This window comes from Bacillus halotolerans (genome assembly GCF_004006435.1).
Lineage (GTDB): Bacteria > Bacillota > Bacilli > Bacillales > Bacillaceae > Bacillus > Bacillus halotolerans.
The window spans coordinates 1,208,797-1,223,938 of record NZ_CP029364.1 but is presented as its reverse complement, the minus strand read 5'-3'; the positions used below and the strand labels follow the sequence as shown (position 1 = coordinate 1,223,938).

The window sequence follows — 15,142 nt, the reverse complement described above, 5'->3', positions numbered from 1 at the left end:
AGTTGACCATAATGATAGTAGCTCTTAAGAAGTAGGTGCTATCAACATGGGAGATTATCTCAATGTAGCGGTAGAATTAGTTTGCGGTTTGGGTATTTTATTTGTCATTTTGAAGTTTCTCGGAAAAACCCAATTCTCTCAAATCACGCCGTTTGACTTTATTTCTGCATTGATTTTAGGGGAACTGGTCGGAAATGCAGTGTACGATCATGAAATTAAGATCAAAGAGATTATTTTCGCTTCGCTGCTGTGGGGGCTGCTGATTTATATGATTGAATTCATTACCCAAAAAGTAAAAGGGTCCAGAAAGTTTCTGGAAGGTGAACCGAATATCGTCATCCATAATGGAAAGCTCAAATATGAAATGCTGAAGAAAAACAAGCTCGACATTAATCAGCTGCAGAGCCTTTTAAGGCAGGCCGGCTGCTTTTCCATACAGGAAGTGGAATATGCCATATTAGAAACAAACGGGATGGTCAGCGTTCTTCAGAAATCCGATTTTGGCAATCCGACGAGAAAAGATATGAATCTTCCGCAGCAAAATGTGTCTTTGCCCACCACGTTAATTCTTGATGGGGAGATTGTGTATGACAACCTGCGAGAAGCAGGGGTAGACGAACAGTGGCTGAAGCAAACGCTGAAAAAGCAGGGGATTGAAAAGACTGAGGATGTTTTATTTGCTGAATGGCATCCTAATAAACCGCTGTACGCTATCACATTTGAAGAAAGCAGATCCTCATGAAAAAAGAGCTTGCGGCATAGCCCAAGCTCTTTTTCGTTATTGATGAGTCCCTTGTTTAACAGCTCTCACGTGATACATGCTCACTTCAGTGCTGATCATATAGTCAGGCTTTGGCTTGCCTTTGTTCGCTTTATGCCCGGCGATATGCGCATCGCTTTTTTCCCACTGTTTCCAGTGATCCTCGGATTGCCAGCGGATCATGACAACGACTTCCTCATCGCCGCGGCGGACGTTTTTCTCAAGCACGGTCACATCTATTAAGCCTTCCTGTTTTTCAATGATTCCTTCAGCGCTGAAACGTTCGATCACTTTATCAGCATGGCCTTCTTTTACCGTCATTTTTCTTAACTGAACAAACATTTATCTCTCTCCAATCACGCTCATATATCCGTTATTGTAAATGAAATTCATTCTCAATGTCAAAAAAAGAGCACGGCGGAGCATTTTCTCCGCCGTCACACTTATGCTTTCAATAAAAACTCATTGCCGTCCTCGTCCTGAAATTGAACAAAGGTGCCCCACTCCATCTGGTTCGGCTCACTGAGAAATTCTACGCCGTTTGCCTTCATTCTTTCATATGTACCAAAGATGTCTTCACACTCAAAGACAATAGAAGCCTTCATGTGTTCGGCGCCTTTCATCATCGCTTTCGGATAAATGACTAAACGAGTCTGTGCCCCCGTGGGCGCGACCTCCAGCCAGCTTGCGTTTGGCCCCATCGGATGGTCCGCCACAATGTCAAAACCCACCTTCTCCGACCAAAATTGCTTCGCTTTCTGCTGATCCTCAACATATACAGCCACAGTGCCGATTTGTTTGATCATAGGGAAACCTCCAATTCAATAGATATGTATATCATAACCTTTATAAAGCTGAAGTAACACAGAAAAATCAGCCGGGAGAACCGGCTGATTTACCATTAAAATGAGCAGCTTACGACATCTATATGTTTTGTGTCCAAGGCGTAATAAAACCAGCGGTGGTGTGAGGCATCCCAATAAAAGCCGCCGACGGATTCTCTGCCAAGAATGACTGGATAGAACCAAAATGAGCTGCCGTTGGTTAACCAAACATAGGTAAAACGGAAGAGGCAAGGCTGAATGAGAACGGGTTCAACTAAATAAGCTGCCCCGTGCAAGCCCTGAGGCTTTGTCGGTTTTGCCGGCTTTTTATGCGGGGGAGGACCTTGCGGCGCCCCGCCTCCAACACCAGGCCCAGCGCCTCCGCCAATACCAGGCCCAGCGCCTCCGCCGAAACCAGGCACGGCCCCCCCGCCAATACCAGGCCCAGCGCCTCCGCCAAAACCAGGCACGGCCCCCCCGCCAATACCAGGCCCAGCACCCCCGCCAATACCGGGTACGGCGCCTCCGCCGATACCAGGCCCTGGATATCCAACTGGGTAGCGGTAATCATATTCTACTGGAGTCCATGGATCATAGATCGGCCCATCATACATATATGGATCATAATACATATCATAACGTCCTTTCTCATAGTAAACTGTACATTTGACAGGATATGAGAGTGGGCTTATATTGGTGAATCTGCCTATGGATAGAATTGGCATGCGCTCATTGTGCAGAATCAATCCATTTTTCCCTAGTCCCATTCACAATTCCGATTTATAATTTTATAATATAAGAGCTTCTATTATGAAAAAGGAGACAGACCGTGAATATCGATCAAAAACTATATCAATATATCATAGACCATACGGCTGACATTACTGAGAAATGGTTCAGTTTACGAAGTCAGCTGCAAGGCGAATTATATTCCGCCGAGCATTTAAGTGAAGAAACCAAAAAGCTTTTGACAGAGCAGCATACGTTTACGAATATAACAATCGCAAGTGCATTCCTGGAGGAACAAACCGAATTTCAAGACAATATGGCAAAATGGGCGCTGAATGTTGCGAAAAAAAGAGTAGAGCAAGATGTTCCGGTGCATGAGGTCGTCGAAGCCATATCAAATTCAAGAATCGCATTCTGGGATGCTGTCGTTACGTTTATAAAAGAGCATCGGGATATCGTCACAAATGAGGATGCTGACCGCTGGAACCGTATTGTGAATCAGTCTTTCGATAAGCTGATTATTGAGTTTTCCGAGCAGTATCAAAAATTTATGCTGATGAGGCTTACTTCTCAGCAGGAATTGATCAGTGAATTAGGCTGTCCGGTGATTTCCATTGCGGATGGAATCGGCATATTGCCGCTGATTGGCTCTGTAGACACAAAACGTGCGCAGGTGATTTTAGAGACAGTGCCGGTCCGATGCATTGAGAGAAAAATCACAAGTCTTGTTGTCGATCTTTCCGGCGTCCCGATTGTGGATACAATGGTTGCACAGCAATTGTACAACCTGTCAAAAACACTTTTCTTACTTGGCGTCAAAGCCGTATTTTCAGGCATTCGGCCGGATGTCGCCCAAACATCCATTCAATTAGGGCTTGATTTCAGTGAATATGAAACATACGGCACGCTGAAGCAGGCGCTTGAAAACATGGGCGTCCGCTGTATTGTTGAGGAATTGGAACAAAACTAAGATGAAATCTGATTAGGCATATGACCGCCCCTTGATGAGGTGATCATATGCCTTTTTGATGTGAATAGAAATCACCATTGATTTATTGGAAAAAACATAATATTATAATTCTTATAAGAATACTATGAATTAAAACCGAACAGGGGGGAAGGTCATTGGTTTCAAAAACAACCGTTGATCCGAAAGTGATTGAAAAAATTATCAGCTCGTTGGAAACACTGGATTTCGGCACCGTTCAAATCACCGTACACGATTCCCAGGTCACACAGATTGAGAAGGTCGAAAAGCACCGTTTCTCACTGAAAAGCAAAGAATCGAAGTAAAAGAGGTGTTTAAAAGGTTTTTGTTCGACATTAAATTCTCCTTAAAACATATACATATTTCATCCATTTTTTATATAATAGACCTTTAAGATCATTTCTTAGGAGGATTTTTGACATGCAAGCTACGGTTCACGAGAGTAAGCAATCGATCATGCAGCGCATTTTGACAGTCTTTGTCTTCACACTGCTGATCGCAACCGTCGGGCTGTACATCGGCCAGTTTATTCCTGTCGCTTTGATGCTGCCGCTTTCAATCCTTGAAGTGGCGATGATTATTATCGCCTTCTGGATGCGCAGAAGAAAAGCGGTCGGGTATGCGTTTGTTTATACATTCGCCTTCGTTTCCGGCATTACCCTATTTCCGATTGTCAGCCACTACGCTTCAATAGCCGGCGCCTATGTGGTACTTGAAGCGTTCGGATCTACATTTTTAATTTTTGCTGTGCTCGGTACAATCGGCGCAAAAATGAAGAAGGATTTATCGTTCCTGTCGTCGTTTCTGCTCGTAGCGCTCATCGCACTAATTGCGGTTGGCATTTTCAGCATCTTCAGCCCGCTGAATTCCGCGGCGATGATGGCGTATTCCGTTATTGGAACCATCGTCTTTTCCCTTTACATCTTGTATGATTTGAACCAAATCAAACACCGCGATATTACGGAGGACTTAATTCCGGTTATGGCATTATCGCTGTACCTTGACTTTATCAACTTGTTCATCAACCTGCTTCGCTTCTTTGGCATTTTAAGCAGTGATGATTAATCAGAAAGCGCCTGTCATTAAGATAGGCGCTTTTTGTAACGGTTGGCGTTTTTTTATGTACAGTGGATTGACAAAGGTGTCCGGCATTTTTACATCTGTTCTGATCGGCATTGTGTTTGTGATCAACGGCATATTTGTCACCGTGCTTAAAAAAAGTGCTGTAGCCTGTCCAGATCGGACGGGGTTTTTTAGTCTTTAAACACGCTTAGCTTTTCAAAAAGATCGCCCAGCATATTCACGAACATGTCTTTTTCCTCATCGCTGTAGTTTTCCATAACAGCGGAAATCTTGCTGAAATGGCCGGGCAGAAATTGCTTCAGCCGTTCTTTACCTTCCATTGTCAGCTCAATGCTGATTTTTCGTTTATCCTCGTTATGATGCCTGCGACGGACAAATCCGTCCCTCGCCAGTCCGTCAAGCAGCCCGGTAATCGTTGCTTTTGTGACGCTCGATTGCTTGGCGAGCTCCGTCGGGCTTAACGTGTGGTCCTTTGCGTCGAACAAAAGCATCAGGATTTTAAATTTTCCTTCAGACAGTCCGCGTCTGGCGAAATAATGCTCCATCACATGATTCATTTTTTTCGAAATATCAAACAAAGATAAAAATAATTCAAGAGAACCGGTGTCCACATTGGAATACGTCTCGGCATGTTCTGTTATATGCTTGTATTTCGGTAAATGTTTTAATTCCATCACAATAAGCTCCCGTACGTTTGTCGTGACACGATTATAATGGAGGGAAAATCAGAACGCAACCCGTGTTGGAGATGATTGACAGCTGTTTGCCGCACATAGTAAGGTAATATAGTTAGGTACCTAACTATATACAGAGAACTGAAAAGGTGGTTATCAACATGAAACATATACTGATTGCGGGGGGCGGAATCGGCGGGCTGTCGGCAGCCATTTCTCTCAGTAAAGCAGGTTTTTCCGTCACCTTATGTGAAGCGGCTGCAGAAAACCGCAAGACCGGCGCAGGGATTCTCCAGCCGCAAAACGCACTGGCGGTGTTAAAGGAGCTGGGCGTATTTGAAGAGTGCTGCGAGCATGGATTTCAAACAGCATGGTTTAAAACCTTCGATAAGCAGGGGAATCTATTATTCAAAGTCAGTGAGTCTTTCTTAGATGATAAGCTTCCGGGCCGCAATAATATCCTGCGAAAAATGTTAAATGATATTCTCATCAAGCATGCCGAAGCTTCGGGCGCAAGGATTTTGTGGGGGAAAAAGATTGTGGCTTATGAAGAAACGCCTGAAGCGGTTACTGCCATATTTGATGATAGAGAAAAGATGCAGGCCGACATTCTGGCGGGCTTTGACGGCATTCATTCCATTGTGCGGGATGCCATACTGCAAAAAGAAATAGAAAAAGAGTTTCTCGGCATGGGGGCGTGGCGCTTTTATATTGAACTTCCCGATTACACATTTGAGGACGCGACATTGATGTACAGAAGTGGAGAGACACAAATTGGCGTCGTGCCATTGGCGGAACACGCCGGCTATGTCTTCGTCCTCCAGCCTTGCACAAGCGATTACTGGGATGAGGAAGAGACCCGGTTTGATAGAGTCAAAGAGATCCTCTCAGGCTTCCCGGGGCTTGATTTTGTCACAAAGCATATGTCAAAAGAACACCCCGTCATTTTTAATAAACTGGAGCAAGTCGCCGTGCAGGAGCCATGGTACAAAGGCCGCGTCGTCATCGGGGGAGACGCCGCCCATGCCGGAGCGCCGACCTTGGCACAAGGAGCGGCAATGGCCATCGAGGATGCCATGGTCCTCGCCGAAGAACTCAAAAACCACGACGGCATCAAAACCGCATTTCGTGCATACTACGAAAGAAGAGCGCCAAGAGCGCTCAAAGTGCAGGATTTATCCTCAGAAATCGTCCGCCGCGGGCTGAAAGGAGAGCCGGGAGCGGAAGAGCTGATCGGGGAGTGTTATGCGGTGTTGAGAGAAGGATATTAAATAGGAAAAGTCCAGAATTGAATTCTGGACTTTTTATTCTTGCTCTGTTTTATTCCGTATCCGCTCAATCACCTCATGCAGCCCCTCCGGTTTATAAAACTCCACCGGCGAACTGCCCTTCTCAAACGAAATCGTCTCCGCTTCAATCAGCGCGACATAGCGCCCGTTCACCTTCGCAAGATGAATCGATTCGCCAAAATCAGCTAGCAATCCCTTAATCTCGGTTTCTCCGACTTTCATTTTCAGCTCGGCTTCCGGCGTGTGCTCGATGATCTGGGCGGAGGCTTCGATCACTTGATGCGTGTCGAGGCGTTCTTGGATTTCCCGTTTTTCGCTCGCTTCCCAGATTTCGATGTCTTGTTCAAACTGCTTGAGCTCTTCACTGTTGTCCTCAAATGTCTCATAGACGTGCTCCTGCACCATGTTCATGACCTGGGTTTTCATGATTTCCGGCATTGATTCGCCGTACTCAACGAATTTCAGGAAATCCTCGAAATAGCGGGCGTGCGAGGCTTGGTGGATTTTCAGCTCGCCTTCCTCGACCATTCCTTCCTCCGGCATGAACGGGTATTGGATACTCTTCATGTTTTTTGTCGTGATGGCCATTTCGACTTTTTTAATGAGGGAAGACGCGTCTGAGATGCGGGCGACCTTCGGCTCAAAATCACATTTCATGATGAAGACAAATGACTCGTCGAAGTACTTTCTCGGCACAGCCGAAGCGACTAAGAACACACTGCCGCGGACCGCGCTTGTATCTAGGTACGTGCGGACGAACTGTTCGCTCAGCTCGTTAAAGTCCTCTTTTGTTTCCGCCAGGCGCGCACGGTTGAACATGTTGTAGTTCGGGTTGGAATCCAGCTCGTGGCCGGGTTCGACGATAAAATGGCCGATTTTCGTCGGCACCTGCTCGGATTGGGGATGGCGATCCGCTTTCCGTTTGACGATTTTTTTCAGCTCTCCGTCAAGAAAGTCCTTCAGTTCGCTTTCTTCAAATTCCTCTGTATCAAGGGTCTGGAAGTGCTTGAATTGCTTGTTTGCCTGCTCATCCTTGCCCTCCACCTGTATGACATAAAAGGATAAAAATCGAATTTCAAAATCCATATATGAACTCACCTTATTTGCGTATTGTACAGCTTCTCAAGTATAGAAAAAACAATGATCAGGCGTCAATCAGAGAAATGGAATAATCATCACCATGAAAGGGAAATGTAGTCAGATAGAAAGCATTACATACGAAAGGAATGGTTCGATGAAGGAAACAAGCCCGATTCCTCAGCCGAAGACGTTTGGACCGCTCGGCAATCTTCCTTTAATTGATAAAGATAAACCGACCCTGTCACTGATCAAATTGGCGGAAGAGCAAGGCCCCATTTTTCAAATTCACACACCGGCGGGCACGACAATTGTGGTGTCCGGCCATGAACTCGTGAAAGAAGTTTGTGATGAAGAGCGTTTCGATAAAAGCATTGAAGGCGCTTTGGAAAAAGTTCGCGCGTTTTCCGGTGACGGATTGTTTACAAGCTGGACGCATGAGCCCAACTGGAGAAAAGCGCACAACATTCTGATGCCGACGTTCAGCCAGCGGGCCATGAAGGATTATCATGAAAAAATGGTCGATATCGCTGTTCAGCTGATTCAAAAGTGGGCCAGGCTCAATCCGAATGAAGCAGTCGACGTCCCTGCGGATATGACCCGGCTGACGCTGGACACGATCGGGTTATGCGGATTTAACTATCGTTTTAACAGCTACTACAGAGAAACGCCTCATCCGTTTATCAACAGCATGGTGCGCGCGCTGGATGAAGCGATGCACCAGATGCAGCGGCTTGATGTTCAAGATAAACTCATGGTCAGAACAAAGCGCCAATTCCACCACGATATTCAAACGATGTTTTCGTTAGTCGACAGCATTATTGCAGAGCGCAAGGCGGATGGAGATCAGGATGAAAAAGATTTGCTTGCACGGATGCTGAAGGTGGAAGATCCGGAGACCGGGGAGAAGCTTGATGATGAAAATATCCGTTTTCAGATCATTACATTTTTAATTGCCGGGCATGAAACAACGAGCGGCCTGCTGTCGTTTGCGATCTACTTTTTATTGAAGCATCCTGACAAACTGAAAAAGGCGTATGAAGAGGTCGACCGGGTGCTGACGGGTGCAGCGCCGACCTATAAACAAGTGCTCGAGCTGAAATACATACGGATGATTTTAAATGAATCACTGCGCTTATGGCCGACGGCTCCGGCTTTCAGTCTTTATCCGAAGGAAGATACGGTCATTGGCGGAAAATATCCGATCACAACCAAGGACAGAATTTCTGTCTTGATTCCGCAGCTTCACCGCGATCAAGACGCATGGGGAGAGGACGCTGAAGAATTTCGTCCAGAACGGTTCGAACATCAGGACCAAGTGCCTCATCATGCCTACAAGCCGTTCGGGAATGGACAGAGAGCCTGTATTGGCATGCAGTTTGCCCTGCATGAAGCTACACTTGTGCTGGGCATGGTATTAAAATATTTCACTTTGATTGATCACGAGAATTATGAGCTTGATATCAAACAAACGCTGACACTTAAGCCCGGTGATTTTCACATCCGAGTTCAAACGCGAAATCAGGAAGCGATTCATGCCGGCGTCCCGTCGGGGGAAAAAGCGGCGCACGACGATGAACAAAAGAGCAAACAGGAAACGAAGAGTGCTTCGGTTATCGGTCTCAACAACCGGCCGCTACTCGTACTGTACGGCTCTGATACCGGCACCGCGGAAGGCGTCGCCCGGGAGCTTGCCGATACAGCGAGTCTTCACGGGGTAAGGACTGAGGTGGCGCCCTTGAACGATCAGATTGGAAAGCTGCCGAAAAAGGGAGCCGTTGTGATCGTCACCTCTTCCTATAATGGAAAACCGCCAAGCAATGCGGGCCAGTTTGTGCAGTGGCTTGACGAAATACAGCCAGGTGAGCTTGAGGGTGTCCATTATGCGGTGTTTGGCTGCGGAGATCATAACTGGGCAAGCACGTATCAGTACGTTCCGCGAACCATTGACGAGCAGCTAGCGGAAAAAGGGGCGACTCGTTTTTCTGCACGCGGAGAGGGCGATGTCAGCGGTGATTTTGAAGGACAGCTTGACCAGTGGAAAAAAAGCATGTGGTCGGACGCCATCAAGGCCTTCGGACTCGAACTTAATGAAAACGCTGATAAGGAGCGAAGCACGCTGAGCCTTCAGTTTGTCAGGGGGCTGGGAGAATCCCCATTAGCCCGGTCGTATGAAGCGGTTCACGCATCCATTGCGGAAAATCGAGAACTCCAGTCCGCAGACAGTGGCCGCAGCACCCGCCATATCGAAATTGCGCTGCCTTCTGGCGTCGAATACCGGGAAGGTGATCACCTTGGCGTTCTGCCAAGGAACAGCCGGACAAATGTCAGCCGGATTCTTCACAGATTCGGCTTAAAAGGAACTGACCAAGTTACACTGACGGCAAGCGGGCGCAGCTCCGGGAATCTGCCTTTGGATCGGCCTGTCAGCCTGCATGATCTGCTCAGCTACAGCGTCGAGGTGCAGGAAGCGGCAACTAGGGCGCAAATACGCGAGCTGGCCGCATTTACCGTCTGTCCGCCTCATAAACGTGAATTGGAAGATATGACGGAAGAGGGCGTTTATCAGGAACAAATTTTGAAAAAACGGATTTCCATGCTGGATCTGCTCGAACAATATGAAGCATGTGAAATGCCGTTTGAACGGTTTTTAGAGCTTTTACGCCCGTTAAAACCGCGGTATTATTCGATTTCAAGCTCTCCGCGGGTGAATCCGGAACAAGCCTCGATAACTGTAGGCGTTGTGCGCGGGCCGGCTTGGAGCGGCCGCGGCGAATATCGCGGAGTGGCATCGAATGACTTGGCGGAGCGGAAGGCGGGAGATGATGTCGTGATGTTTGTCCGCACACCGGAATCCCGATTTCAGCTCCCGGAAGACCCTGAAACACCAATCATCATGGTGGGGCCGGGAACAGGGGTTGCGCCATTCCGCGGATTCCTGCAAGCTCGGTCAGCTTTAAAACGCGAGGGAAAAACGCTCGGCGAAGCCCACCTTTATTTTGGCTGCAGAAATGACCGCGATTTTATTTACCGGGATGAGCTTAAGCAGTTTGAACAAGACGGAATTGTTACTGTGCACACGGCTTATTCCCGTAAAGAAGGCATACCGAAAACGTACGTTCAGCACCTCATGGCGGAACATGCGGAAACCTTAATTTCGATCCTCGACCGCGGCGGCCGGCTTTATGTATGCGGTGACGGCAGCAGGATGGCGCCTGATGTGGAGGCCGCGCTGCAAAACGCATATCAGTCTGTTCATGGCACCAGTGAAGAAGAAGCGCAAAACTGGCTCAAACATCTGCAGGAAACAGGCATGTATGCAAAGGATGTCTGGTCAGGGATTTGATTGTTTTTACAAAGGACTGGAAAGATCCAGTCCTTTTGTTATGTCCTTTTTAAAAAAATGTGATCTCGCTAAACGTCTGTGCATACAATAACCACAGTCCGCCTGATGGGCGGGCTGTCCTTAAGACCTATTTCTCGTTTTTGCTAGTTTATGTTATTCTTATACTCGGTATCTATTTCTTTTTTTCCAAAAGCGGGCATGACAAAAGAAACCTTTTTTATTTACGAGAAAAAAAGTGAAACGAATTGAGGGCTTCTTTCGTCCAGTGTTTGGTTTGAAATAGGTGTAATAGAAATGGTATGGTGCAAAACGTAAATATCCCGGTATAGCGCGGTATATTTATTTGTTGTGTGATGCCTTGATTTTGTTTGGAAAGAAGGAATTGAAAGACAGGATAAAAGAGAAGGTAAAAGTAAATAAAGACTTAAAGTGTTTAAGAAAGTAGAGGTTGCCATGAAGAAACTTTTTTCTTACAAACTTAGCTTTTTTGTGTTGGCTGTTATACTGTTTTGGGCAAAAACGTATTTATCCTACAAAACAGAGTTTAACCTTGGGGTAAAAGGCACAACCCAAGAAATCCTTTTGGTGTTTAACCCGTTCTCAAGCGCCGTCTTCTTTTTAGGACTGGCTTTGCTTGCGAAAGGGCGAAAATCGGCTATTATCATGCTGATTATTGATTTTGTGATGACGTTCATTTTATATGCAAATATTTTATTCTATCGTTTCTTTGATGATTTCTTAACGTTCCCGAACATTAAACAGTCCGGTAACGTCGGAAACATGGGAGACGGTATTTTCAGCATCATGGCCGGTCATGATATTTTCTATTTCTTAGATATTATCATCTTGATTGCGGTACTGATCTGGAGACCTGAATTCAAAGGATTCAAAATGAAAAAACGTTTTGCGTCTTTGGTGATCCTTTCCGGGGTCGCACTGTTTTTCATCAACCTGCATTTTGCGGAAAAAGACCGCCCGCAGCTGCTGACAAGAACATTTGACCGCAATTATATCGTAAAATACTTAGGTCTTTACAATTACACCATTTATGACGGTGTGCAGACGGCTCAAACAGAAACGCAAAGAGCGTATGCAAGCAGCGATGATCTGACAAGTGTCGAGAATTACACGACGTCACATTACGCGAAGCCGAACGCTGAGTACTTTGGTTCTGCCAAAGGCAAAAACATCATTAAGATTCACCTGGAAAGCTTCCAGTCGTTCCTGATTGATTACAAGCTGAACGGTGAAGAAGTTACGCCATTCTTAAATAAACTGGCCCACGGCGGCGAAGACGTCACGTACTTCGATAACTTCTTCCATCAGACAGGTCAGGGTAAAACATCTGATGCCGAGCTGACAATGGATAACTCGATCTTCGGTCTTCCGGAAGGCTCCGCATTTGTAACAAAAGGCGAAAACACATACCAGTCGCTTCCTGCGATTTTGGATCAGAAGGAAGGCTATACAAGCGCCGTCCTGCACGGTGACTACAAATCGTTCTGGAACCGCGATCAGATTTACAAACATATCGGCTATGACAAATTTTTCGACGCAAGCACGTATGACATGTCAGAAGAAAACATCATTAATATGGGGCTCAAGGATAAGCCGTTCTTTACAGAATCGATTCCAAAACTTGAATCTCTGAAAAAGCCGTTTTACGCGCATTTGATTACCTTGACAAACCATTATCCGTTTAACTTGGATGAAAAAGACGCGACGATTAAGAAAGCGACGACTGGCGATAATACAGTCGACAGCTACTTCCAGACTGCCCGTTACCTTGACGAGTCCCTTGAGCAATTCTTCAAGGAACTGAAGGAAGCAGGTCTGTATGACAACTCAGTCATCATGATTTACGGTGACCACAATGGGATTTCTGAAAACCATAACCGCGCGATGAAAGAAATTCTCGGAAAAGAGATCACAGATTATCAAAACGCGCAAAACCAGCGTGTGCCTCTGATGATCCGCATTCCTGGCAAAAAAGGCGGAGTGAACCATACGTATGGCGGCGAAATTGACGTCATGCCGACACTTCTTCACTTGCAAGGTATTGATTCTGAGAAATATATCAACTTCGGTACCGATTTATTCTCTAAAGACCACGACGACACAGTGGCGTTTAGAAACGGCGACTTTGTAACGCCGAAGTACACATCTGTCGACAATATCATCTATGATACGAAGACAGGTAAAGAAGTAAAAGCGAATGAAGATACGAAGAACCTGAAAACGAGAGTGACACAGCAGCTGAAGCTTTCAGACAGTGTCCTTTACAAAGATTTGCTGAGATTCCACAAACTCAGTGACTTTAAAGCCGTTGATCCTTCTGATTATCATTACGGCAAGGAAAAAGATATCGAATAAGACAAAGAAGAGCCTTGAGCGGGCGCATTGCCGCGCTCAGGGCTCTTTTTTTGTGTGGTTACATAACCAAGTTGAAAAAATAGATTCCATTTGGTCACCAAGGCCGCCTCTCTCTCATATCATTACAGTAGATTTTGAAACCGGTATTGGAATCGGACAAATTATCGGGGAAATGCCTTGATAGATTGTAAGGAGGTACCAAGGTTTCGAACTCAATATTCATAGAGATGAGGGGTAGAGATGAAAGCGGTCATTCTCTGCGGCGGAAAAGGAACGAGAATGAGTGAGGTCACGAATGAACTTCCTAAACCGCTCGCCATGATAGGCGGAAAACCGATTCTATGGCATATTATGAAAATCTATCAGTACTACGGAGTGAACGAGTTTATTCTGCTTTTAGGCTACAAAGGAGAAAAAATCAAAGAATATTTCCTGAACTACGAATGGAAGCACAACAGCCTCACGCTCGACAGTTCTACAGGAGAGGTGCAGATGCTGGGACAGCCTGAAACGTGGAAAATCACATTTTTGGAGACAGGGGAAGACACGCTGACAGCCGGAAGAATCTTGCAGGCGAAGGACTACATCGGCGATGAAACGTTTATGCTCACCTATGGGGACGGGCTGGCCAATATCAATCTTTTTCATCTCATCAGCTATCATCAGACAAAGGGTGCTGCCGCGACTGTCACCGGCATTGATAAAGTCTCGCAGTTCGGCACCTTGACGGTTGAGGATGGCATAGCGAAAACATTTTCTGAAAAGACATCGAGTGACGGCATCATCAATGGCGGATTTTTCGTTCTCAATCCAAAGGTTTTCGATTATTTGCCGGAGGACGGAAACGCCATGTTCGAAGATGAACCGCTGAAGAACCTTGCGAAAGACGGTGAACTTGCCGTGTATCGCCATTACGGATTTTGGACGGCAATCGATACGTATAAAAATCTTTTGGAAGTCAACAAGCTGTGGGATCAAGGACAACATGTATGGAAGGTATGGTGAACTGATTTGAGTTTCTGGAAAAATAAAAACGTATTTGTCACGGGTTGTACAGGTCTTTTAGGAAGCTATTTGGTGAAAGAGCTGATCGAACAGGGCGCAAACGTGACGGGGCTTGTCAGAGATCATGTGCCTCAGTCCAATCTTTATCAGGGAGAACATGTGAAGAAAATGAACATCGTGCAGGGCGCTCTTGAAGATTTGCCCGTGATTGAACGCGCGCTTGGCGAGTATGAAATCGACACGGTGTTTCACCTCGCTGCACAAGCGATTGTCGGCGTAGCGAACCGCAACCCGGTTTCAACCTTTGAAGCGAATATTCTCGGCACGTGGAATGTTCTTGAGGCCTGCCGGAAGCATCCGTTAATCAAGCGTGTCATTGTCGCGTCAAGCGATAAAGCATACGGTGATCAAGAAAACCTTCCGTACGATGAAGATATGCCGCTGCAAGGCAAGCATCCGTACGACGTATCGAAAAGCTGCGCGGATCTGATCAGCCATACGTATTTTCACACCTATGGCCTGCCGGTCTGTATTACACGCTGCGGAAATCTGTACGGCGGCGGAGATTTGAACTTCAACCGCATCATTCCGCAGACGATTCAGCTTGTGCTGAACGGGGAAGCTCCTGAAATCCGCAGCGACGGCACCTTTGTCCGCGACTATTTCTATATTGAAGATGCCGTTCAGGCTTATCTGCTTCTGGCGGAGAAAATGGAGGAACACAATCTCGCCGGGGAAGCCTTTAACTTCAGCAATGAGATTCAGCTGACTGTACTTGAGTTAGTCGAGAAAATATTAAAGAAAATGAACAGTAATCTAAAGCCGAAGGTGCTGAATCAGGGAAGCAATGAAATCAAGCACCAATATTTATCTGCGGAAAAAGCGAGAAAGCTGCTGAATTGGACACCTGCTTACACCATTGATGAAGGACTTGAAAAAACCATTGCGTGGTATACAGAATTCTTCAAAAAGTAACGCGAAATGAGGTGAACAT

General features: G+C 46.2%; 14 protein-coding genes. 9 read left to right on the top strand and 5 right to left on the bottom strand.

Going from position 1 to position 15,142, the window contains the following annotated elements; genetic code table 11:
• Positions 1-46: 46 nt before the first annotated feature.
• Positions 47-742, top strand: a complete 696-nt coding sequence (locus tag DIC78_RS06200) for a DUF421 domain-containing protein (RefSeq protein ID WP_106021469.1) — start codon at positions 47-49, stop codon at positions 740-742.
• 36 nt (positions 743-778) lie between these two features.
• On the opposite strand, the gene hmoA is transcribed toward DIC78_RS06200, so the two are convergent.
• From hmoA to DIC78_RS21665, 3 genes are all read right to left on the bottom strand, one after another.
• Positions 779-1,102, bottom strand: a complete 324-nt coding sequence (gene hmoA, locus DIC78_RS06195) for a heme-degrading oxygenase HmoA (RefSeq protein WP_024120514.1) — start codon at positions 1,100-1,102, stop codon at positions 779-781.
• Positions 1,103-1,203: 101 nt separating this feature from the next.
• Positions 1,204-1,566 (bottom strand): VOC family protein, encoded by a 363-nt coding sequence (locus tag DIC78_RS06190; protein WP_024120515.1) that lies wholly within the window; start codon positions 1,564-1,566, stop codon positions 1,204-1,206.
• 95 nt (positions 1,567-1,661) lie between these two features.
• Positions 1,662-2,216, bottom strand: a complete 555-nt coding sequence (locus DIC78_RS21665) for a hypothetical protein (protein WP_127695736.1) — start codon at positions 2,214-2,216, stop codon at positions 1,662-1,664.
• Between the two features lie 197 nt (positions 2,217-2,413).
• On the opposite strand from DIC78_RS21665, the gene DIC78_RS06180 reads away from it, so the two are divergent.
• The 3 genes from DIC78_RS06180 (at position 2,414) to DIC78_RS06170 (ending at position 4,366) form a co-directional block, all read left to right on the top strand.
• Positions 2,414-3,283: an STAS domain-containing protein gene (locus tag DIC78_RS06180; protein ID WP_024120517.1), complete on the top strand. Its 870-nt coding sequence runs from the start codon at positions 2,414-2,416 to the stop codon at positions 3,281-3,283.
• 155 nt (positions 3,284-3,438) lie between these two features.
• Positions 3,439-3,606, top strand: coding sequence for a YezD family protein (locus tag DIC78_RS06175; RefSeq protein WP_024120518.1), 168 nt, complete (start codon positions 3,439-3,441; stop codon positions 3,604-3,606).
• 115 nt (positions 3,607-3,721) lie between these two features.
• Positions 3,722-4,366 (top strand): Bax inhibitor-1/YccA family protein, encoded by a 645-nt coding sequence (locus DIC78_RS06170; RefSeq protein WP_127695734.1) that lies wholly within the window; start codon positions 3,722-3,724, stop codon positions 4,364-4,366.
• Positions 4,367-4,554: 188 nt separating this feature from the next.
• Here the strand turns inward: DIC78_RS06170 and yetL are convergent, their stop codons facing one another.
• A complete protein-coding gene (gene yetL / locus DIC78_RS06165; protein WP_127695732.1) occupies positions 4,555-5,058 on the bottom strand; it encodes a transcriptional regulator YetL in 504 nt (167 codons plus the stop codon).
• Positions 5,059-5,219: 161 nt separating this feature from the next.
• On the opposite strand from yetL, the gene DIC78_RS06160 reads away from it, so the two are divergent.
• Positions 5,220-6,329 carry an FAD-dependent oxidoreductase gene (locus DIC78_RS06160; protein WP_127695730.1) on the top strand — a complete coding sequence of 370 codons (1,110 nt, stop codon included), beginning with the start codon at positions 5,220-5,222 and terminating at the stop codon, positions 6,327-6,329.
• A gap of 33 nt (positions 6,330-6,362) precedes the next feature.
• Here DIC78_RS06160 and DIC78_RS06155 read toward each other — a convergent pair whose 3' ends face one another.
• Positions 6,363-7,433, bottom strand: a complete 1,071-nt coding sequence (locus DIC78_RS06155; protein ID WP_127695728.1) for a DUF3900 domain-containing protein — start codon at positions 7,431-7,433, stop codon at positions 6,363-6,365.
• Between the two features lie 148 nt (positions 7,434-7,581).
• Here DIC78_RS06155 and DIC78_RS06150 point away from each other — a divergent pair, with 148 nt between their 5' ends.
• The 4 genes from DIC78_RS06150 to DIC78_RS06135 all read left to right on the top strand — a co-directional run bounded on the left by DIC78_RS06150 (position 7,582) and on the right by DIC78_RS06135 (position 15,123).
• The gene (locus DIC78_RS06150) at positions 7,582-10,770 is read left to right on the top strand and encodes a bifunctional cytochrome P450/NADPH--P450 reductase (protein WP_127695726.1); all 3,189 of its coding nucleotides are present in this window, start codon (positions 7,582-7,584) and stop codon (positions 10,768-10,770) included.
• 453 nt (positions 10,771-11,223) lie between these two features.
• Complete coding sequence (ltaS1, locus tag DIC78_RS06145; protein ID WP_024120525.1) at positions 11,224-13,143, top strand: lipoteichoic acid synthase LtaS1; 1,920 nt, start codon at positions 11,224-11,226, stop codon at positions 13,141-13,143.
• Positions 13,144-13,383: 240 nt separating this feature from the next.
• Positions 13,384-14,148: a glucose-1-phosphate cytidylyltransferase gene (locus tag DIC78_RS06140; protein ID WP_024120526.1), complete on the top strand. Its 765-nt coding sequence runs from the start codon at positions 13,384-13,386 to the stop codon at positions 14,146-14,148.
• 6 nt (positions 14,149-14,154) lie between these two features.
• Positions 14,155-15,123, top strand: a complete 969-nt coding sequence (locus DIC78_RS06135; RefSeq protein WP_024120527.1) for a GDP-mannose 4,6-dehydratase — start codon at positions 14,155-14,157, stop codon at positions 15,121-15,123.
• The last annotated feature ends 19 nt before the right edge of the window (positions 15,124-15,142 follow it).